The sequence below is a fragment of the Mesorhizobium album genome, assembly GCF_033977205.1.
Classification (GTDB): domain Bacteria; phylum Pseudomonadota; class Alphaproteobacteria; order Rhizobiales; family Rhizobiaceae; genus Mesorhizobium; species Mesorhizobium album.
This window is the reverse complement of record NZ_JAVIIW010000011.1, coordinates 141,015-159,649: the sequence shown is the minus strand read 5'-3', so window position 1 is coordinate 159,649 and position 18,635 is coordinate 141,015. Positions and strand designations below refer to the sequence as shown.

Here is an 18,635-nt window from a genome sequence, read left to right as displayed (position 1 = left end):
CCACCACCTGCCCGCTCGCATCCACGCCGTGCACCTGGAACACATTCTTGGCCAGATCGATTCCAAATCTGATAGCTTGCATGACGGACGGTCTCCTCCGCTGGGGTTTCATCACGACCAGCTTGGCACATTCGATGCCGCAAGGGGCCGTCCACCCATCATTCTAGGGCGGAGCAAGGAGCGGAGCGACGCGCACAGACCCTAGAATGACGAGGATGAGGGGCTTCCGCCAACCCCAGCGTTTGCGCCGATTTCGCAGAATGGACGTTTGCCCGCAACAAGCGGCAGCTTTCAGATTCCTGTCGAGCAGCTACCCACCATAACTGATGCGCCAGATGGTGCCGTTGCCGTCCTCGGTGAAAATCAGCGCGCCGTCCTTTGCCACCGCCACGCCCACCGGCCGGCCCCAGACCTCGTCGTCCGAGATGACGAAGCCGGTGGCGAAATCCTCATACTCGCCGGTCGGCTTGCCGTCCTTGAACTTCAGCCGCACCACCTTGTAGCCGCTGCGGACGTTGCGGTTCCATGAGCCGTGCAGGGCGACGAAGGCGTCGCCCTTGTACTCGGCCGGGAAGTTGCTTCCCTCGTAAAAAGCGATGTTGAGCGGCGCCGAATGCGCCTGCATCAGCACGTCGGGCACCGTGACCTTGCCGGCGAGATCGGGACGGGCGCCTTCGTGGCGCGGATCCTCGTTGGAGCCGATATAGTACCAGGGCCAGCCATAGAAGGCGCCGTCCTTGACGACCGTCGCATAATCGAAGGGCAGATTCTCGCCAAGCTCGTCGCGTTCGTTGACGACACACCAGAGCGCGCCCGTCGCCGGCTGCACGGTCATGCCCGAGCAGTTGCGCAGGCCCGTGGCGACAGTGCGCCCGTTCCTGCCGTCGGGGTCGAAGGCCAGCACGTCGGCGCGACCCGCCTCCGAGCCCCAAGCAGCGCCTAGCGGTTTCGACTTCATCCATTCCTCGAGACCGCCTTTGGGCCTGGGTCCTATATCCTCGGCGGTGTTCGAGCCCGAGCCGACCGACAGATAGAGCGTCCTGCCGTCGGGCGAGAAGGCGATGTCGCGGGTCCAATGATAACCGGCCGGGATTCCGGCGACGATGGTTTCCGGCTCGCCGGAAGCCTTGAGGTCGCCGTCGCGATAGGCAAAGCGCACGACGCTGTCGGTGTTGGCGACATAGACCCATTGCGGCTTGTCGCCCGGAGGGTAGAAGGCGATGCCGTAGGGCTGGCTGAGGCCGTCGGCGAAGATGGATTTTTCCGCGGGTTTCGCGCTGCCTGCGGCCAGGCGGTAGACGCGGATCCGGTTGGCCTGGCTGTCGGCGACGAAGAGGTCGCCATTCGGGGCGACGCGCACGACACGCGGGTTTTCTATGCCGGAGGCAACCAGTTCCGCGGAAAAGCCGGGCGGCAATGTCGGCTTCGCGCCCTGGGGGCGATCGGCCAGGCCAGGAGCATTCGATGCCAGCCTGCCGGTGCGCGGTGCCGGCAGGTCGTCCGGCTTGATCAGGCGGCGAACGCCCGGACGATCGGCCTTCCAGTCGCCGAAGGCCTTTTCGCCGGTCAGCAGCGGCTGATCGGCCTGCTGCGCGGAGGCGCTGGCGGCCAGGAGCAAGCCGAGGGCCGCAAGGCTGGTGATGCGGATCATGCTGTTCTCCATGGTTTGCCGCGCGTCATGCGCAGAAACAGCCAGGATCAACAGGCGTTCCATGAAGAACGGCTGGCGCATGTAGAATTGAGAAAGCCGAGCTTCTTAACCCTCGACGTCCAGATCCTCGTCGAGCTGCTTTTCCAGCGCGACCAGATCGGCCGGCAGCGGCAGGCCCATGGCGCGCATCTCCCTGAGCTTCTCGCGCAGCTGCTCCTGCACTTCGTGCTCGTCCTTGGGCTGGTTCACCATCTCCTCGAGCAGCAGGCTGATCTGGGCCTTGAACGATTCCAGCGCCATTTCCACCCTCCTTGCGGCGATTCCTACTCGCCTACCTCAGCATGCGTGAAATCAACTGGGCAGTATAGTCGACCATCGGCACGATACGGGCATAGTTCAATCGCGTCGGGCCGATGACGCCGAGCGCGCCGACGACGCGCGCGTCCTTGTCGCGATAGGGCGCGACCACGAGCGAAGAGCCGGACAGCGAGAACAACTTGTTCTCCGAGCCGATGAAGATGCGCACGCCGGGGCCTTCCTCGGCGAGGTCGAGCAACTGCAGCAGCCCGTCCTGCGTCTCCAGGTCCTCGAAAAGATGGCGCAGCAGCTCGAGGTCCGCCTGGGCGGTGACATTCTCCAAGAGGTTGGCGCGGCCGCGCACGATGAGACGCGCCGGCAGGCCGCTTTCGGCGCCGGCCCAGACCGCGAGGCCCTTCTCGACCAACTCCTGCGACAGCGTGTCGAGGGCAGCCCTCGTCTCGTCCTTGATGCGGGCGACCTCGATCCGCGCTTCGGCCAGCGTGCGGCCGCGGATGTGGGCGTTGAGGAAGTTTGAGGCCTCGTGCAGCTGCGAGACGGTTATGCCGGCCGGCAGGTCGATGACGCGGTTCTCGACGTCGCCGCTCTGCGACACCAGCACGGCGAGCGCCTTGGTGGGCTCGAGCTGGATGAACTCGATGTGCTTCAGCGCCACCTCGTTCTTGGCGGCAAGCACAAGTCCGGCGCCGCGGGACATGCCCGAAAGCATCTGGCTGGCCTCGGTCAGCATATGCTCCAGCGTGGCGCCCGAGCCCGAGGCGCGTACCTGCGCCTCGATGACACGGCGCTCCTCGTCCGAGAGGTCGCCGAGTTCCATGAAGGCGTCGACGAAGAAACGCAGGCCTATCTGGGTCGGCAGGCGGCCGGCCGAGACATGCGGCGCGTAGATCAGGCCAAGATGCTCGAGGTCGCTCATCACGTTGCGGATGGTGGCCGGGGAAAGGGATGAGGGCAGGATGCGCGACAGGCTGCGCGAGCCGACCGGCTCGCCGTCGCGCAGATAGGAATCGACGATCCGCCTGAAGATGTCGCGCGAGCGCATGTCGAGCGACTGAAGGACGGGCGGCTGCGAAGCGGGATCGACTGCCTTGTTCATTCCGGGCAAAACCTCCAACCGAAAAATATAAACCTGGCCGCTCCAGGTGCAACGGCCCATTTTCCTTTGCGCCATGCGCCGCATGCGTCTACAAGCCGCCGACGAATCCAAAAGAAGAACAGAAAGAGCCTCGATGCGCCCCTCCAAACGCCAAGCCGACGAAATGCGCGCCATCTCCTTCGAGCGCGGCGTCTCCAAGCATGCCGAAGGCTCGTGCCTGGTGAAGTTCGGCGACACGCATGTCCTGTGCACGGCGAGCCTGGAGGAAAAGGTGCCAGCCTGGATGCGCAATTCCGGCAAGGGGTGGGTGACGGCCGAATACGGCATGCTGCCGCGCTCGACCGGCGAGCGCATGCGACGCGAGGCCTCGGCCGGCAAGCAGGGCGGCCGCACGCTGGAGATCCAGCGGCTGATCGGCCGCAGCTTGCGCGCCGTGGTCGACCTGCAGGCGCTGGGCGAACAGCAGATTACCGTCGACTGCGATGTCATCCAGGCCGACGGCGGCACCCGCACGGCTTCGATCACCGGCGGCTGGGTGGCGCTCTATGACTGCCTGCGCTGGATGGAAGCCCGCCAGATGGTCAGCGTCTCCAAAGTGCTCAAGGACCATGTTGCGGCGATTTCCTGCGGCATCCATGACGGCCAGCCGGTCATCGATCTCGACTATTTGGAGGATTCGTCGGCCGGCACCGACGCCAATTTCGTCATGACCGGGAAGGGCGGCATCGTCGAAATCCAGGGCACCGCCGAAGGCGAGCCCTTCTCCGAGGAGCAGTTTTCCGCGCTGATGGCGCTCGCCAAGAAGGGTATTTCGCGGCTGGTGAGTTTGCAGCAAATGGCGGTGGCGTAGGGTTATTGATGAGGTTGGCGATCCTTCGCACCCCCCTCTGGCCTGCCGGCCATCTCCCCCGCAAGGGGGGAGATCGGGCGGCACTTCGGGTTTCGCCAACCACCAACGTTGAGACGATGTCGGCGGAGCTGCCAATCTCCCGCCTTGCGGGGGAGATGGCCGGCAGGCCAGAGGGGGGTGCCTCGTGACCCCCTCGGCGATTTTGGAATCAGCTCTCTATGTGACTGATCTGGCCGAGGCCGAAGCCTTCTACCGCGATGTGATCGGCCTCGAGACGGTTGGCAAAGTCGAAGGCCGCCACGTCTTCTTCCGATGCGGCGACGGCGTATTGCTTCTCTTCAATGCCGAGGCGACCAAAATACCGCCGGCGCCTGATGCCAGGGTGAAGGTGCCGCCGCACGGCACGGTCGGCGAGGGCCATCTTTGCTTCACCGCGACTGCGGCCGAGATCGCCGAATGGCGCAAACGCCTGGCGTCTAAGAACGTCACCATCGAAAGCGATTTCGAATGGCCGCAGGGCGGACATTCGATCTATATCCGCGACCCTTCGGGCAATTCGATCGAGTTCGCCGAGCCAAGGATCTGGGGCCTCTGATGCATTCTTTGAACGGACAGAAGATCGTCGTCGCCAGCCACAATGCAGGCAAGCTGCGCGAATTCGCCGACCTGATGGCGCCGTTCGGCTTCGAGGCGAAATCGGCCAAGGAGTACGGCCTGCCGGAACCTGACGAGACGGGCACGAGTTTCGAGGAGAACGCCTATATCAAGGCATATGCCGCGGCCAAGGCCACCGGCCTGCCGGCGCTATCGGATGATTCCGGGCTCTGCGTCGACGCGCTCGACGGTGCGCCGGGCATCTACACCGCCAACTGGGCCGAGACGGCGGACGGCACACGCGATTTCGGCATGGCCATGCAGCGCACTGAACTAGCCCTGCAGGAGGTCGGCGCGACCGAGCCGGCGCAACGCACCGGCCGCTTCGTCGCCGTCATCTGCCTCGCCTTTCCCGACGGCGATGCCGAATATTACCGGGGCGAGGCCGAAGGCACGCTGGTCTGGCCGCCGCGCGGCACGCTCGGTTTCGGCTACGACCCGGTGTTCCTGCCCAACGGCTTCGACAAAACTTTTGGCGAGATGAGCGCCGAGCAAAAGCATGGCTGGAAGCCCGGCCAGGCCACAGCGCTGTCGCATCGCGCCCACGCCTTCCAGAAGTTTGCGCAAGCCCGATTGGATTTGGCCAGGCTAGGTTCGGAATGATCGGCACCGGCCAAACCATGGCGCTCGACCGCAGCCCCGGTTTCGGGGTCTATATCCATTGGCCGTTTTGCGCGGCCAAATGCCCTTACTGCGACTTCAACAGCCACGTCCGCCACCAGCCGGTCGACCAGGAGCGTTTCGCGCGTGCCTTCGAGAAGGAGTTGGCGACGATGCGAGACCGCACCGGTCCGCGCGAGGTGACCAGCATCTTCCTCGGCGGCGGCACGCCGTCGCTGATGAAGCCGGAAACTGTCGGGGCGGTGCTGGAGGCCGTGGCGAAGAACTGGACTGTGCCCGCCGGCATCGAGGTGACGCTCGAGGCCAACCCCTCCTCGGTCGAGGCCGAGCGCTTCCGCGGCTATCGCGCTGCCGGCGTCAATCGCGTCTCGCTCGGCGTCCAGGCGCTGAACGACAAGGACCTGCGCTTCCTCGGCCGGCTGCACAATGTCGAGGAGGCGCTGCACGCGATTGGACTCGCCCGGGAAATCTTTCCGCGGCTTTCCTTTGACCTGATCTATGCGCGGCCGGGCCAGACGCCGGAGGCGTGGGGGGCGGAGTTGGAGCAAGCGATCGGCCATGCTGCCGACCACCTCTCGCTCTATCAGCTCACCATCGAGGAAGGGACGCCCTTCCACACGCTGCACGCGGCACGAAAATTCGTCCTGCCCGACAACGACCATGCCGCCGATCTCTACGCGCTGACCCAGGAAGTGACCGCGGTGCATGGCCTGCCGGCCTATGAGATCTCTAACCACGCGCGGCCGGGCGCGGAAAGCCGGCACAACCTGACCTACTGGCGATATGGCGAATATGTCGGCGTCGGACCGGGCGCGCATGGCCGCTTCGTCGAGAACGGCCGCCGCACCGTGACGGTCGCGGAAAAAATGCCGGAGACCTGGCTCAATCTGGTCGAGGCCAGGGGCCATGGCGTCACCGGCGGCGAGGTGCTGACGCGCGCCGAGGAGGCCGACGAATTCCTGCTGATGGGGCTGAGGCTCGCCGAAGGCATCGACCTCGCGCGCTACGAGACCTTTGCCGGGCGCAGCCTGTCGACCGCAAGGCTTTCTGTGCTGCAGGAAGAAGGACTGGTGGCGCCGGTCGGCAATGCCCGCCTCCGCGCGACGACCGCCGGCATGATCGTGCTGGATGCGGTGGTGGCGGATTTGGCTAGGTGACCTCGCGCCTTCGTCATCCTCGGGCTTGACCGGCTTGACCCGAGGATCCATGCCGTGGCCTACGCGAAGGGCGCGGCGGAGCAGAATTCTGCACCGTTGGCGACGCTTCGATGTAACGGCATGGATCCCAGGGTCTGCGCCGCGTCGCTTCGCTCCTTGCTTCGCCCTGGGACGAGGCGAGAGCGGTCAGCGCTCGCATGCGACGCTTCAAGCGTCGTGCTTCTGGCGCTGCTTGCCGCGGGTCTTTTCGCCGTGCGGCTCGCCGTTGCGGACCGGCTTCACGTCGGCCTTGTCGCGGCGAGTGCCGTGCTGATCATTTATCGGATGTGCGGGGATGCCCTCGCGGGCGGTCTTGCTTTCAAGTCGGCTGATGAAGATGTCGAAGCGATTGGGCATCGTCCGGTCCTGCCTCCTCCGGGGAATCAGGGGATTAAATCCGCCGACGGCGGGTGTCGTTCCTCACTGTGGCGAAGGCATGGCGATTTGCTTACCCCGCCTTCACGTTTTGCAACCAAGCGTAGGCCATGCCAAACAGGGTGAATGGAGGGTTATTCTTGACCGGCGACAAACGCAGCTATCTGATCGCGCAGACCGAGATCGCGGCACGGCCGCTGGAGCCGGCGCTCTATCTTGTGGCGACGCCGATCGGCAATCTGGCCGACATCACGCTGCGGGCGTTGGAGACGCTGGCCAGCGCCGACATCGTTGCCTGCGAGGACACCCGCGTCTCGCGTGTGCTGCTCGAGCGCTACGGCATTCGCCGCCGCACCACGGCCTATCACGAGCACAATGCCGGCGAGGCCGGGCCGAAGCTGATCGAAGCCTTGCAGGCCGGGCAGAGCGTAGCATTGATTTCCGACGCCGGCACGCCGCTGGTTTCCGATCCGGGCTACCGGCTTGTCGGCGAGGCGCTGGAGCGCGGTATCCGCGTTGTCCCGATACCCGGACCCTCGGCGGCGCTTGCCGCGCTGACCGCCTCCGGCCTGCCGTCCGACGCCTTCCTGTTCGCCGGTTTCTTGCCCACCAAGGCAGGCCAGCGGCTGACAAAGCTCGAAACATTCAAGCAGGTGCCGGCGACATTGATCTTCTTCGAATCGCCGCGCCGGCTGGCTGAGACGCTTGCCGCAATGGTCGAGACGCTGGGCGGAACGCGCAAGGCGGCGATCGGCCGAGAGCTCACCAAGACCTTCGAGGAGATGCGGACGGGTACGCTTGCCGAGCTCGCCGACCACTATGCGGCGGCCGACACGCCGAAGGGCGAGATCGTCATCTGCGTCGGGCCGCCGGAAGCGGGCGAAGACCAGCCGGCCGATATCGACCGGCTGCTGTTGTCGCTGGCCGCCGAAATGCCGGCCTCCAAGGCGGCGGCGGAAGCGGCCAAGATGACCGGCGGCCAGAAGCAGGCGCTCTACCGCCGGCTGCTTGAACTGAGGGCGGACGGCAATGGTTGAGCGCACCGTCGGTCATCGGCGCAAGGCCTATCGGCGCGGCCATCGCGGCGAATGGCTGGCAGCGCTGGCGCTGATGTTGAAGGGCTACCGCATCCTTGCCCGCCGCCATCGCACCAAGCTCGGGGAGATCGACCTGATTGCCAGGCGCGGCGACCTTGTGCTGTTCGTCGAGGTCAAGGCGCGCCGCACACTGATGGAGGCGATGGAAGCGATCGCCCACGCGTCGGAACGGCGCATCGAAGGCGCCGCCGACCTCTGGCTATCGCGCCAGCCGGACTACGGCAGGCTCTCGGTACGCTTCGACATGGTGGCGGTGCTGCCCTGGCGCTGGCCGGTGCATGTCGAGAACGCGTTTTATGGGAGGAACTGAGGGGCTCACCCCCAGATCATCAGCGCCGCCAGCCCGAGCCCGCCAACCACCAGGCGCCACCAGCCGAACAGCGCGTAGCCATTGCGCGAGACGTAGTCGAGCAGGAAGCGCACGACGAACAGCGCAGTAACGAAGGCAGCGATGAAGCCAATGGCGATGATCGGCAGGTCGGCCGAGGTCAGCACGTTGCGGTTCTTGAACAGGTCGAAGGCGAAGGCACCGACCATGGTCGGCATGGCGAGGAAGAAGGAGAACTCGGCGGCGGCACGCTTCTCCACGCCGAGCAGCAGCGCGCCGACGATGGTGGAGCCGGAGCGCGAGGTGCCGGGAATCAGCGACAGGCACTGGAACAGTCCGATCTGCAGATAGAGCCTGGTCGGGAAGCGCTCGACGTCGCGATAGACGGGCTTGAGGTTCATGCGGTCGACGGCGAGCAGCACCACGCCGCCGATGATCAGCATGATGCAGATCAGCCGCGGCGATTCGAACAGGAAGGTCTTGATGAAATCATGCGCCAGCGCGCCGATGACCGCCGCCGGCAGGAAGGCAATCAGGATGCCGATGACAAAATGCCGGGTCAGCCGGTCGTGGGGCAGCTCGAGCAGCATTTTCCAGAGGCGGCGGAAATAGACGCTCAGAATCGCCAGGATCGCGCCGAGCTGGATCAGGATCTCGAAGGCCTTGCCGGTCGAATGGAAGCCAAGGAAGTGGCCGGCGAGCAGGATGTGGCCGGTCGAGGAGACCGGGATGAACTCCGTCAGGCCCTCCAGCAGCCCAAGCAGCAGCGCTTCGACGATGGTCTGGCTTTCCATGGCAACCTCTGCTTTCGAGTGATGGCTAGAGCATGATGCCGAAAAGTGTGAAGCGGTTTTCGGACGACATCATGCTCCAAGGGACGGCCTTGCTTGTCATGGCGCGGAAGTGCCCCTATAGGTCGCAACACATGACAGTCCCTGGAATCGGACGGCCGAGACTTACCGGCGCCGGTACCGATTCGCCAGTGTGGCAATCCGGAATTCGCCACACCTAGGAGCAACGCAGTGAGCGAACTCCGGATTCTAAGCCACACTGTCAACTTTGAGTTCTAGTGTGGTTTTGGATTTGAAGTTCCTGAACTCTGATGCCATTGAGGGTGCAGGAACTTCAAATCCACCACACTAGTGCGCCCTATCATCGCGGAACCATGCTGACGCTTTTCCATCACCCGATGTTCGCCACCTGCCGGTTCGTGCGCCTCGCCTTTGGCGAGTACGGCGAGGAACTGGCGCTGATCGAGGAGAAGCCCTGGACGCGGCGCAAGGAGTTCCTGGCGCTGAATCCCGCCGGCACGCTGCCGATCCTGCTTGCCGAAGGCGACGTGCCGATCGTCGGCGCCATGGTGATCGCCGAATATCTCGACGAGACGCGCGGCGTCTTGAAGCGCGACAAGCGGCTGTTCGCGGAAGACCCTATGCAGCGCGCAGAGATCCGCCGGCTGACCGACTGGTATCTCAGCAAGGCCGAAAGCGAGGTCACCCGCCATCTGGTGCGCGAGCGCGTGCTGAAGCCGGTGATGCCGGAAACGGCGGGCGGCGGCTCGCCCGATTCGGCGGCGATCCGCGCCGCGCGCGCCAATATCCGCCAGCACATGAAATACACCAACTGGCTGGCCGGCACCCGCCACTGGCTGGCCGGAAACAGGGTGACCTATGCCGACCTCGCCGCAGCGGCAACGCTTTCGGTGCTCGATTATCTCGGCGAGATCGACTGGCGCGAGCACACTGCCGCGCGCGAATGGTATACTAGGGTGAAATCCCGGCCCTCGTTCCGGCCGCTGCTCTCCGACCGGGTGCGCGGCCTGTCGCCGGTATCGCACTATGCGGACCTCGATTTCTGACAAGACCCGCCTGCGCGCGCTGATCAACGCGGAGGCGCGCCGGGCCGGCTTCGACGCCGTTGCCGTCACCAGGCCGGACGCGATCCCGCATGCGCCCGCGCGCCTGGCTGAGTTCGTCGCCGACGGGTTCCACGGCTCGATGGACTGGATCGCCGAGACCATCGAGCGCAGAGCTCAGCCCTCGACGCTATGGCCGGAGGTGCGTTCGATCATCGTCCTGGCGATGAATTACGGCCCGGACCGCGATCCGCGCGATGTCCTCGGCAAACGCGATCGCGGTGCGATCTCGGTCTATGCGCAAAACCGCGACTATCACGATGTGATGAAGGGCCGGCTGAAGGAGATCGCCGGCAAGATCGTCGCGCGCGCCGGCGGCGACGTGAAGGTGTTCGTCGATACCGCTCCGGTGATGGAAAAGCCGCTGGCCGAAGCCGCCGGCCTCGGCTGGCAGGGCAAGCACACCAATCTGGTGAGCCGCGAGCATGGCTCATGGCTGTTCCTCGGCACCATCTTCACGACGGCCGAGCTCGAACCGGACAAGGCAGAAATCGATCATTGCGGCTCCTGCCGCGCCTGCCTCGACGTCTGCCCGACCAATGCCTTCCCGGCACCCTACCGGCTCGATGCGCGGCGCTGCATCTCCTACCTCACCATCGAGCACAAGGGACCGATCCCACGCGAATTCCGCGAGAAGATCGGCAACCGCATCTATGGCTGCGATGACTGCCTCGCCGCCTGTCCGTGGAACAAGTTCGCCAGCGTCGCCTCCGAGGCCAAGCTTGCCGCACGCAACGACCTGCGCGAGCCGCCGCTGTCGGAGCTCCTGCTTCTCGACGACGCAGCGTTTCGATCCTTCTTCTCGGGCTCACCGATCAAGCGCATCGGCCGCGACCGTTTTGTCCGCAACGTGCTGATCGCCGCCGGCAATTCGGGCGATACCTCGCTAACGTCGAGCGTGCGCGGTTTGCTCGACGACGGCTCGCCGCTGGTGCGAGGTGCGGCAGTTTGGGCGCTATCGCAACTGATGCCGCGGCGCGATTTTGCCAGGCTCGCTGCATCGGCTTCGAAGACCGAAGGCGACGCAATGGTGCGCGAGGAATGGCTGTCGGCGCGGCGAAATTCTGCAGAGGTTCCTTGATGGGCGAAAGACGCTTCTTCATCTTCGGCGCCGGCTATTCCGGCAAGGCTTTTGCCCGGGCAAACTGGCAGGGCGCGCCGATCCTGGGCACAACGCGCTCGCTGGAAAAATTCGAAGCGTTGCGGCAGGCGGGCATCGGGCCGCTCCATTTCGACGGAGCGCTGACCCCCGAGATCGGCGATGCGCTTCGGCAAACTACGCACCTCGTCGTCTCGGTCGCGCCGGACGAAGCGGGTGATCCGGTGCTCAACGCCGCCGGCGAAACGATCCGGGCAAAAATGCCGGCGCTGGAATGGATCGGCTATCTCTCCACCGTCGGGGTTTATGGCGACCATGGCGGGGCCTGGGTTGACGAGACGGCCGAATGCAGGCCGGTGTCGAAGCGCTCGGTGATGCGGGTGGCGGCCGAACAGGAATGGCTGGCTCTTGGCCGCGAGATCGGCCGACCGGTCGCGATCCTGCGGCTGTCCGGCATTTATGGTCCGGGCCGCAACGCGCTCGCGAACATCGAGGACGGCACGGCGCGGCGGCTGGTCAAGCCCGGCCAGGTGTTCAACCGCATCCATTGCGACGATATTGCCGGCGCGCTTTGGCATCTGGCGGAGAAAAATCTTGGTGGCATCTTCAACGTCACCGACGACGAGCCGGCGCCGCCGCAGGATGTCGTCGCCTATGCCGCTGGACTGCTGGGGGTGGAGGCACCACCCGAAATTCCCTTCGAGACCGCCCAACTTTCGCCCATGGCGCGTTCTTTCTATGGCGAGAACAAGCGCGTCGCCAACAAGGCGATCAAGGCGGCCGGCTACCGCTTCCGCTTCCCGAATTACCGGGCGGCGCTGGAGCAGATGCGGACCGACGACAACTGGCGGGACGGAGAGCCGCGCAGCCCGATGAAACGCTCGTGATCGAAGCGAGGCGCATGCCGTGATATGATTCGGGCCTGGAGCATGTCGCCCGAGATTGCGTCGCTGGAGAGGGGACCCGGCCTGATGACATTGCGATCGCTGCCCGACAGGAAGCCGTTCCTGACCGCCGCGCTTGCGTTGGTGGCTTTGGCCGCGCTGGCAGCGGCTGCGATTTCGGCCGAACCGCGTGCAAAAGACCTGTTCAGCGCCAAGAAGCTGCCGGCGGTGGCGCCCGCGCAGTCCTTCGGCTTTTACTCCAAGGGCTGCTTCACCGGCGGCGTCGCCTTGCCGATGGAAGGCCCGGCCTGGGAAGTGATGCGTCCCTCGCGCAACCGCCGCTGGGGTCATCCGGCGCTGATCGCGCTGATCGAGAAGCTCGCGCGCGATGCCCAGGCGGATGGTTGGCCCGGGCTTCTGATAGGCGACGTCTCGCAGCCGCGCGGCGGCCCGATGATGACCGGCCATGCCTCGCACCAGATCGGCCTCGATGCCGACGTCTGGCTGACGCCGATGCCGAGACGGCCGCTGACGATGGCGCAGCGCGAGACCATGAGCGCCACGCTGATGGTCGACGAGAAGACGCATCTGGTGAAGGACGCGCTGTGGACGCCGGCGCATACACGGCTCTTAAAGCGCGCGGCGAGCTATCCGGAGGTCGAGCGCATCCTGGTCAATCCGGGCATCAAGAAGAAGCTTTGCGACACGGTCACCGGCGATCGTTCCTGGCTGCGCAAGATCCGCCCGTTCTGGGGTCACGACTATCATTTCCATATGCGCATCGGCTGCCAGCCGGGCTCGCCCGGCTGCAAGGCGCAGGAGGCGACGCCTGACGACGACGGCTGCGGCAAGCCACTTGCCTGGTGGTTCACCGAGGAGCCCTGGCGGCCGAACAAGAACCCGGATGCGCCGAAGGCCCGCGACCTGATGACCATGGCCAATTTGCCGCGAGAGTGCCAGGCGGTGCTTGCCGCGCCGGACGCGCCGTCGCTGGAGGCCGTGACCTATCAGGGCGGCGGCGCGACAGCGGTGGCGGCAGCTAGGCCGGAACCGACCGAGCCGGCGGAGACGATTTCCAGCAGCGCGGCGGCATTCCCGGCCCAGGCGAGCGCCTTCGCTCCCACGCCCTCGATCGGCATTCCGCTGCCGCGTCCGAGACCTGGGAACTGAGGCTCCTGCGTAATCTCCCCCTTGCCAATGTCCAGGGGGAGAGGAAACCCAGGCCTCTCAAGGCCGCGACCTCGTCGATTGGCGTTTCCTCTCCCCCACGAACGTAGGGAGAGGTGGCTCGGCGAAGCCGAGACGGAGTGGGGAGCGCCATATGCGATTTCCCTGCCCTCAAGGGGGAGAGGATGTCGCCAGGCCAGGAATCCAAGCCTGAAGCGAAGCCGCTTTCCCTTTGCTGGTCCATGCGCTAGTTCAACGAACAGACAGGCGGCAGATGGCCAACACGGGGACGAGCGAGCAAAATGGCAGGCGAAGAGGATACAGCGCTGCGGTTCCCGGTCCTGATCGGCGACATTGGCGGCACCAATGCGCGCTTCTCGATCGTGCTCGACGCCAATTCGGAAGCGACCGAGCCGCAGATCGTGCAGACGGCCAATTTCAAGACCATCGACGACGCGATCCAGTCGGCGGTGCTCGACCGCTCGTCGGTCCAGCCGCATTCGGCGGTGCTGGCGGTCGCCGGCCCGGTCGACGGCGACGAGATCCGGCTCACCAACTGCCCCTGGGTGGTCAAGCCGCACCAGATGTTTGCCAATCTGGGCTTGAGCGAGATCGTGGTGCTCAACGATTTCGAGGCGCAGGCGCTGGCGGTGGTGGCGCTCGGCGAAGAGCATATGGAAAAGATCGGCGGTGGCACGCCGGAGCCAAGCGCCGGCAGGGTCGTGCTTGGCCCCGGAACCGGGCTCGGCGTTGCCGGGCTGATCTACGCGCTGCGCCACTGGATACCGGTGCCGGGCGAGGGCGGGCATATGGATATAGGCCCGCGCACGCCGCGCGATTTCGAGGTGTTTCCGCATATCGAAAAGCTCGAGGGCCGTATCTCCGGCGAGCAGATCCTGTGCGGCCGCGGGCTGGTCAATCTCTATCGCGCCGTCGCCAAGGCCGACGCCAAGCCGACGCCGTTCACGACGCCTGCCGAGATCACCGCGGCCGGGCTCGCCAAATCCGACCCGGTGGCGGAAGAGGCGCTGTCGCTGTTCGTCACCTGCCTCGGCCGCACCGCCGGCGACCTGGCGCTGGTATTCATGAGCCGGGGCGGCGTGTTCCTGACCGGCGGCATCGCGCAAAAAATCGTGCCGGCGCTGAAAGCCGGCAATTTCCGCGCCGCTTTCGAGGACAAGGCGCCGCACAGCGCGCTGCTGCGCTCGATGCCGGTCTATGTCATCACCCACCCGCTGGCGGCGCTTCTCGGCCTCGCCGCCTATGCCAGGACCCCGTCGCTGTTCGGCGTCCAGACCGCGGGACGGCACTGGCGGACGTGAGGCTGGTTGCGGTCCAGCCCAGGGCGGAGTTTCGTCGCAGAGGCTCCGGGACCCTGTCTGAAAGGCCTGTGCCAAGCACCGGCCTCTGGAATTAAAAGACATCCTTCGCCGCTTCCGCGATGCCGCGACGAAGTTTCGCCATAGGCAAGCCGTAGCCGGGGCGCTAAGAGGGGTGCCGAAAAAGCAGCCTGGCTGCGAGCCAAACGAAATCACGGAACAGATCCCGATTTGAGCCAGTCGCTTCAACATCAAGCGAAGCCCTCGCCGGGCGAGACCTGGGCGATCCTGCGCCGCATCATCACCGAGAACGGCCGCGAATACCGCTGGTCCTATGTCGTCGCCATCGGTTGCTCGCTCCTCGTTTCGGGCACGACGGCCTTTGCCGCCTGGATCATGAGCCCGGTCGTCAACCAGATTTTCTATGATCGGCGCGGCGATCTGATCTTCCTGATCTGCGCGGGCATCATGGCTTCCTTCGTGCTGCGCGGGCTTGCCACCTATGGCCAGGCGGTGACGCTGGCCAAGATCGGCAACAATCTGGTGGCGCGCTACCAGCGCCGCATCTTCGGCCATCTGATGAAGCTCGGCGTCGGCTTCTTCACCGACACGCGTTCAGGGCAGCTTGCGGCGCGGGTCAACGAAAACATCAACGGCATCCGCGATCTCCTGTCGATGACGCTGACCTCGATCGCGCGCGATGCGGTGTCGCTGATCGGCCTGATCGGCGTCATGATCTATCAGGACCCGCTCCTGTCGCTTTCCTCGCTGCTGATCGGCCCGCCGCTGATCTGGGCAGTCGTCTATCTGCAGCGCCGCGTGCGCCGAATCTCGCGCGAATCGGTGCAGATCAACTCGCGGCTGATCGGCGCCATGCAGGAAGCGACGCAAGGCATTGCCATCGTCAAGGCCTTCACCATGGAGGAAGTGCTGTCGCGCCGCATCGGCCAGCTCTCCGAGAGCGCCGAGCAGCGGGGCAACAAGATCGCGCGCGTGTCGGAGCGGCTGACGCCGATTTCCGACATGCTGGCCGGCCTCGCCGTCACCGGCGTCATCGCCTATTCCGGCTATAAGGCGCTGGTTCTCGGCCAGGCGCCGGGAGCAGTCTTCTCCTTCATCACCGCGCTGATCCTCGCCTACGACCCGGCGAGGCGGCTGGCGCGCATGCAGGTCGGCATGGAGCGGTCGCTGGTCAATGCGCGCATGATCTACGAGCTGCTCGACCTCGAACCGCAGCAGGGCGACGCGCCCGGCGCGATCGAAGCGAAGATCACCAGCGGCGAGGTGCGCTTCGACAATGTCACCTTCGGCTACAGCGCCGACATGCCGGTGCTCAGGAACCTGAGCTTCACCGCCGCTGCCGGCAAGGTGACGGCGATCGTCGGCGCCTCCGGCGCCGGCAAGTCGACGCTGGTGGCGCTGCTGCAGCGCTTCTACGATGTCGACAGCGGCAGCATCGAGGTCGACGGCCAGGACATTTCCAAGGTGACCAAGCAGTCGCTGCGCGGTTCGATCGCCTATGTCTCGCAGGCGCCCTATCTGTTCGAAGGCACGATTCGCGACAACATCCGCTATGGCCGGCTTTCGGCCAGCGACGCCGAGATCGAGCTGGCGGCCAGGCAGGCGGCGGCCGACGAGTTCATCCGCCAGCAGCCGCAGGGCTACGACACGCCCGTCGGCGAGAACGGCGTGACGCTGTCGGGCGGCCAGCGCCAGCGCGTCTCGATCGCCCGCGCCATCGTGCGCCAGGCGCCGATCCTTCTGCTCGACGAGGCGACTTCGGCGCTCGACAACGAGGCGGAGGCGCGGGTCCAGGAAGCGCTGACCCATGTCATGGAGGGGCGCACCACCATCGTCATCGCGCACCGGCTGTCGACGGTGGTCAATGCCGACCACATCATCGTGCTGGAAGAGGGCCGGCTGGTCGAGGAAGGCACGCATGCCTCGCTGATGGCCGATCCGCACAGCGTCTATGCCCGCTTCCACCGGGTGCAGGGCAAGAAGGGGCTTGGGCTTGTGGATGACGCCAAGCCAATCCAAACTCCGCTCGCGCGCAGTCGCGCGAAGAAGACCGTCAGGAGAAGCGCATGAGCGATATGGGCGATATGGGCCTGGTGGTGGTCGGCGCCGCCGGCCGGATGGGTCAGACGCTGATCCGCGCCATCCACACGATTCCCGGCGCAAGAGTAGCCGGCGCCGTTGAAAGGCCGAGCTCGCCCTATCTCGGCAAGGACGCCGGCGAGCTCGCCGGCATCGGCACAATCAACGTGGCGATCGTCGACGATCCGCTGCCGGCCTTCGCCAAGGCCGACGGCGTGCTCGATTTCACCGCTCCCGCCGCAAGCGTCGAATTCGCCGGCTATGCCGCGCAGGCGCGCATCGTCCATGTCATCGGCACCACCGGCTGCTCGGCCGACGACGATGCCAAGATCGCCGCCGCGGCGCGCCATGCCACGATCGTCAAATCCGGCAATATGAGCCTCGGCGTCAACCTTTTGGCGGTGCTGGTGGAGCAGGCGGCGCGCGCGCTCGACCCGCAAGATTTCGACATCGAGATCCTGGAAATGCATCACAGGCACAAGGTCGACGCGCCGTCCGGCACGGCGCTGCTGCTCGGCGAAGCGGCAGCGAAGGGCCGGGAGATCGCGCTCAAGGACAACAGCGTGCGGGTGCGCGACGGCCACACCGGCGTGCGCAAGTCAGGCACGATCGGCTTCGCGACGCTGCGCGGCGGCTCGGTGGTCGGCGAGCACAGCGTGATCCTGGCCGGCACCGGCGAGCGCATCACGCTCTCGCACCAGGCCGAGGACCGGGCGATATTTGCCCGCGGCGCTGTAAAAGCAGCGCTTTGGGCCCGCGCGAAGAAGCCCGGGCTCTATTCCATGCGGGACGTGCTCGGCCTGAGCTGAGATACCCTTTCCACAAATTCGAAGGAGCAAACATGTCGGGAACTCTCGTGCTCGTGCGCCACGGCCAAAGCGAATGGAACCTGAAGAACCTGTTCACCGGCTGGCGCGACGTCGGCCTGACCGAGCAGGGCAATGCGGAAGCCCTTGCCGCCGGCGAGAAGCTCAAGGCACGCGGCCTGAAATTCGACATCGCCTACACCTCGGCGCTGAAGCGGGCGCAGAAGACCTGCCAGATCATCCTCGACGTGGTCGGCCAGAGCAACCTCGAGACCATCCGCGACCAGGCGCTCAACGAGCGCGACTATGGCGACCTCTCCGGCCTCAACAAGGATGACGCGCGCAAGAAATGGGGCGAGGAGCAGGTGCATATCTGGCGCCGCTCCTACGACGTGGCGCCGCCCGGCGGCGAAAGCCTGAAAGACACCGGCGCGCGCGTGTGGCCCTATTACCTGCACGACGTGCAGCCGCATGTGCTGCGCGGCGAAACGGTGCTGGTGGCCGCCCACGGCAACTCGCTGCGCGCGCTGATCATGGCGCTGGACGGTAAGAGCGGCGAGGAGATCGTCAAGCTCGAGCTCGGCACCGGCGTGCCGGTGATCTACAAGCTCAACGCCGATTCGACGGTGGCGAAGAAGGAAGTGCTTGAGGGTTGAAGCCGGCGGTTTGGCTACGGATCGCTTCAACCGGAAAACGGCCAATTTCCAAAGTTGGCGCCGCCCTCATTGACCTGCCGGGCATTTCTCCCCGTGAACGGGGAGAAAGAGGCTGGCCGCGACCCTGGCGCCATTCCTGCAACGCCGACGGTTGGCGAAGCCGGCGATGAAAGCGTCCCTCGCCCCGTTTACGGGGAGAGGATGCCGGCAGGCAGGTGAGGGGCAGCGCGACGCTGGGAACGGAGAGAGCCGACGCCGACAAAAAAAGCGCGTTGACAGGCATCGTTCGCCCGCTTACATGAGCCCGCACCAGCCCAGATGGCGGAATTGGTAGACGCGCACGGTTCAGGTCCGTGTTCCGCAAGGAGTGGAGGTTCGAGTCCTCTTCTGGGCACCATTTATCCCGACTGCCAACGGGACCAGCCTTATCCGGCAGCAATCACACCGTTCGAGATCAGCCTTCAGCCCCCCGAAGGCCGTCAGCCGACCTCCCCTTCCGGCCA

Annotated in this window: 19 protein-coding genes and 1 tRNA gene; 15 read left to right on the top strand and 5 right to left on the bottom strand. The window is 65.5% G+C overall.

All coding sequences use genetic code 11. The features are described 5' to 3' along the window. Positions 1–310: 310 nt before the first annotated feature. The 3 genes from RFN28_RS12210 to hrcA all read right to left on the bottom strand — a co-directional run bounded on the left by RFN28_RS12210 (position 311) and on the right by hrcA (position 3,065). Positions 311–1,651, bottom strand: coding sequence for a PQQ-dependent sugar dehydrogenase (locus RFN28_RS12210; RefSeq protein ID WP_320287590.1), 1,341 nt, complete (start codon positions 1,649–1,651; stop codon positions 311–313). A 105-nt stretch (positions 1,652–1,756) separates the two neighbouring features. Continuing rightward, a complete protein-coding gene (locus RFN28_RS12205; RefSeq protein WP_320287589.1) occupies positions 1,757–1,951 on the bottom strand; it encodes a hypothetical protein in 195 nt (64 codons plus the stop codon). Positions 1,952–1,982: 31 nt separating this feature from the next. Continuing rightward, on the bottom strand, positions 1,983–3,065 hold the full coding sequence (gene hrcA, locus RFN28_RS12200) for a heat-inducible transcriptional repressor HrcA (RefSeq protein WP_320287588.1): 1,083 nt from the start codon (positions 3,063–3,065) through the stop codon (positions 1,983–1,985). A gap of 133 nt (positions 3,066–3,198) precedes the next feature. On the opposite strand from hrcA, the gene rph reads away from it, so the two are divergent. The 4 genes from rph (at position 3,199) to hemW (ending at position 6,347) form a co-directional block, all read left to right on the top strand. Then, positions 3,199–3,915, top strand: a complete 717-nt coding sequence (gene rph, locus RFN28_RS12195; RefSeq protein ID WP_320287587.1) for a ribonuclease PH — start codon at positions 3,199–3,201, stop codon at positions 3,913–3,915. A gap of 184 nt (positions 3,916–4,099) precedes the next feature. Next, entirely contained in the window at positions 4,100–4,510 is a 411-nt protein-coding gene (locus RFN28_RS12190; protein WP_320287586.1) for a VOC family protein, read from the top strand. Next, positions 4,510–5,172, top strand: coding sequence for an RdgB/HAM1 family non-canonical purine NTP pyrophosphatase (gene rdgB / locus RFN28_RS12185; RefSeq protein ID WP_320287585.1), 663 nt, complete (start codon positions 4,510–4,512; stop codon positions 5,170–5,172). The genes RFN28_RS12190 and rdgB overlap by 1 nt, the downstream gene beginning before the upstream one ends. After that, on the top strand, positions 5,169–6,347 hold the full coding sequence (gene hemW / locus RFN28_RS12180; protein ID WP_320287584.1) for a radical SAM family heme chaperone HemW: 1,179 nt from the start codon (positions 5,169–5,171) through the stop codon (positions 6,345–6,347). The genes rdgB and hemW overlap by 4 nt, the downstream gene beginning before the upstream one ends. Positions 6,348–6,554: 207 nt before the next feature. Here hemW and RFN28_RS12175 read toward each other — a convergent pair whose 3' ends face one another. Next, positions 6,555–6,743 (bottom strand): hypothetical protein, encoded by a 189-nt coding sequence (locus RFN28_RS12175; protein WP_320287583.1) that lies wholly within the window; start codon positions 6,741–6,743, stop codon positions 6,555–6,557. Between the two features lie 158 nt (positions 6,744–6,901). Between RFN28_RS12175 and rsmI the strand changes: the two genes are divergently transcribed. Both rsmI and RFN28_RS12165 read left to right on the top strand, forming a co-directional pair. Beyond that, positions 6,902–7,798, top strand: coding sequence for a 16S rRNA (cytidine(1402)-2'-O)-methyltransferase (gene rsmI, locus RFN28_RS12170; RefSeq protein WP_320287582.1), 897 nt, complete (start codon positions 6,902–6,904; stop codon positions 7,796–7,798). Further along, positions 7,791–8,168, top strand: a complete 378-nt coding sequence (locus tag RFN28_RS12165; protein ID WP_320287581.1) for a YraN family protein — start codon at positions 7,791–7,793, stop codon at positions 8,166–8,168. The genes rsmI and RFN28_RS12165 overlap by 8 nt, the downstream gene beginning before the upstream one ends. 5 nt (positions 8,169–8,173) lie before the next feature. Here RFN28_RS12165 and RFN28_RS12160 read toward each other — a convergent pair whose 3' ends face one another. Next, positions 8,174–8,980, bottom strand: a complete 807-nt coding sequence (locus RFN28_RS12160; protein WP_320287580.1) for an undecaprenyl-diphosphate phosphatase — start codon at positions 8,978–8,980, stop codon at positions 8,174–8,176. 371 nt (positions 8,981–9,351) lie between these two features. On the opposite strand from RFN28_RS12160, the gene RFN28_RS12155 reads away from it, so the two are divergent. The 9 genes from RFN28_RS12155 (at position 9,352) to RFN28_RS12115 (ending at position 18,529) form a co-directional block, all read left to right on the top strand. Further along, entirely contained in the window at positions 9,352–10,044 is a 693-nt protein-coding gene (locus RFN28_RS12155; RefSeq protein ID WP_040970268.1) for a glutathione S-transferase family protein, read from the top strand. Further along, positions 10,025–11,182 carry a tRNA epoxyqueuosine(34) reductase QueG gene (queG, locus tag RFN28_RS12150; protein WP_320287579.1) on the top strand — a complete coding sequence of 386 codons (1,158 nt, stop codon included), beginning with the start codon at positions 10,025–10,027 and terminating at the stop codon, positions 11,180–11,182. The genes RFN28_RS12155 and queG overlap by 20 nt, the downstream gene beginning before the upstream one ends. After that, entirely contained in the window at positions 11,182–12,087 is a 906-nt protein-coding gene (locus RFN28_RS12145; protein ID WP_320287578.1) for an SDR family oxidoreductase, read from the top strand. The genes queG and RFN28_RS12145 overlap by 1 nt, the downstream gene beginning before the upstream one ends. Positions 12,088–12,171: 84 nt before the next feature. Then, entirely contained in the window at positions 12,172–13,254 is a 1,083-nt protein-coding gene (gene mepA / locus RFN28_RS12140) for a penicillin-insensitive murein endopeptidase (protein ID WP_320287577.1), read from the top strand. Between the two features lie 299 nt (positions 13,255–13,553). Next, the gene (locus RFN28_RS12135) at positions 13,554–14,573 is read left to right on the top strand and encodes a glucokinase (RefSeq protein WP_320287576.1); all 1,020 of its coding nucleotides are present in this window, start codon (positions 13,554–13,556) and stop codon (positions 14,571–14,573) included. A gap of 228 nt (positions 14,574–14,801) precedes the next feature. Next, positions 14,802–16,661: an ABC transporter ATP-binding protein gene (locus RFN28_RS12130; RefSeq protein WP_320287575.1), complete on the top strand. Its 1,860-nt coding sequence runs from the start codon at positions 14,802–14,804 to the stop codon at positions 16,659–16,661. Next, positions 16,658–17,479 (top strand): 4-hydroxy-tetrahydrodipicolinate reductase, encoded by an 822-nt coding sequence (gene dapB, locus RFN28_RS12125; protein WP_320287574.1) that lies wholly within the window; start codon positions 16,658–16,660, stop codon positions 17,477–17,479. The genes RFN28_RS12130 and dapB overlap by 4 nt, the downstream gene beginning before the upstream one ends. A 32-nt stretch (positions 17,480–17,511) precedes the next feature. Then, complete coding sequence (locus tag RFN28_RS12120) at positions 17,512–18,132, top strand: 2,3-bisphosphoglycerate-dependent phosphoglycerate mutase (protein ID WP_320287573.1); 621 nt, start codon at positions 17,512–17,514, stop codon at positions 18,130–18,132. A 312-nt stretch (positions 18,133–18,444) separates the two neighbouring features. Then, positions 18,445–18,529 (top strand) — tRNA-Leu (locus RFN28_RS12115). Positions 18,530–18,635: the final 106 nt, after the last annotated feature.

Bases quoted from the DNA above. Each gene is read 5' to 3' on its own strand.
- RFN28_RS12210 (WP_320287590.1), bottom strand. From the start codon at position 1,651: ATGATCCGCATCACCAGCCTTGCGGCCCTCGGCTTGCTCCTGGCCGCC.
- RFN28_RS12205 (WP_320287589.1), bottom strand. From the start codon at position 1,951: ATGGCGCTGGAATCGTTCAAGGCCCAGATCAGCCTGCTGCTCGAGGAG.
- hrcA (WP_320287588.1), bottom strand. From the start codon at position 3,065: ATGAACAAGGCAGTCGATCCCGCTTCGCAGCCGCCCGTCCTTCAGTCG.
- rph (WP_320287587.1), top strand. From the start codon at position 3,199: ATGCGCCCCTCCAAACGCCAAGCCGACGAAATGCGCGCCATCTCCTTC.
- rdgB (WP_320287585.1), top strand. From the start codon at position 4,510: ATGCATTCTTTGAACGGACAGAAGATCGTCGTCGCCAGCCACAATGCA.
- hemW (WP_320287584.1), top strand. From the start codon at position 5,169: ATGATCGGCACCGGCCAAACCATGGCGCTCGACCGCAGCCCCGGTTTC.
- RFN28_RS12175 (WP_320287583.1), bottom strand. From the start codon at position 6,743: ATGCCCAATCGCTTCGACATCTTCATCAGCCGACTTGAAAGCAAGACC.
- RFN28_RS12165 (WP_320287581.1), top strand. From the start codon at position 7,791: ATGGTTGAGCGCACCGTCGGTCATCGGCGCAAGGCCTATCGGCGCGGC.
- RFN28_RS12160 (WP_320287580.1), bottom strand. From the start codon at position 8,980: ATGGAAAGCCAGACCATCGTCGAAGCGCTGCTGCTTGGGCTGCTGGAG.
- RFN28_RS12155 (WP_040970268.1), top strand. From the start codon at position 9,352: ATGCTGACGCTTTTCCATCACCCGATGTTCGCCACCTGCCGGTTCGTG.
- queG (WP_320287579.1), top strand. From the start codon at position 10,025: ATGCGGACCTCGATTTCTGACAAGACCCGCCTGCGCGCGCTGATCAAC.
- RFN28_RS12145 (WP_320287578.1), top strand. From the start codon at position 11,182: ATGGGCGAAAGACGCTTCTTCATCTTCGGCGCCGGCTATTCCGGCAAG.
- mepA (WP_320287577.1), top strand. From the start codon at position 12,172: ATGACATTGCGATCGCTGCCCGACAGGAAGCCGTTCCTGACCGCCGCG.
- RFN28_RS12135 (WP_320287576.1), top strand. From the start codon at position 13,554: ATGGCAGGCGAAGAGGATACAGCGCTGCGGTTCCCGGTCCTGATCGGC.
- dapB (WP_320287574.1), top strand. From the start codon at position 16,658: ATGAGCGATATGGGCGATATGGGCCTGGTGGTGGTCGGCGCCGCCGGC.
- RFN28_RS12120 (WP_320287573.1), top strand. From the start codon at position 17,512: ATGTCGGGAACTCTCGTGCTCGTGCGCCACGGCCAAAGCGAATGGAAC.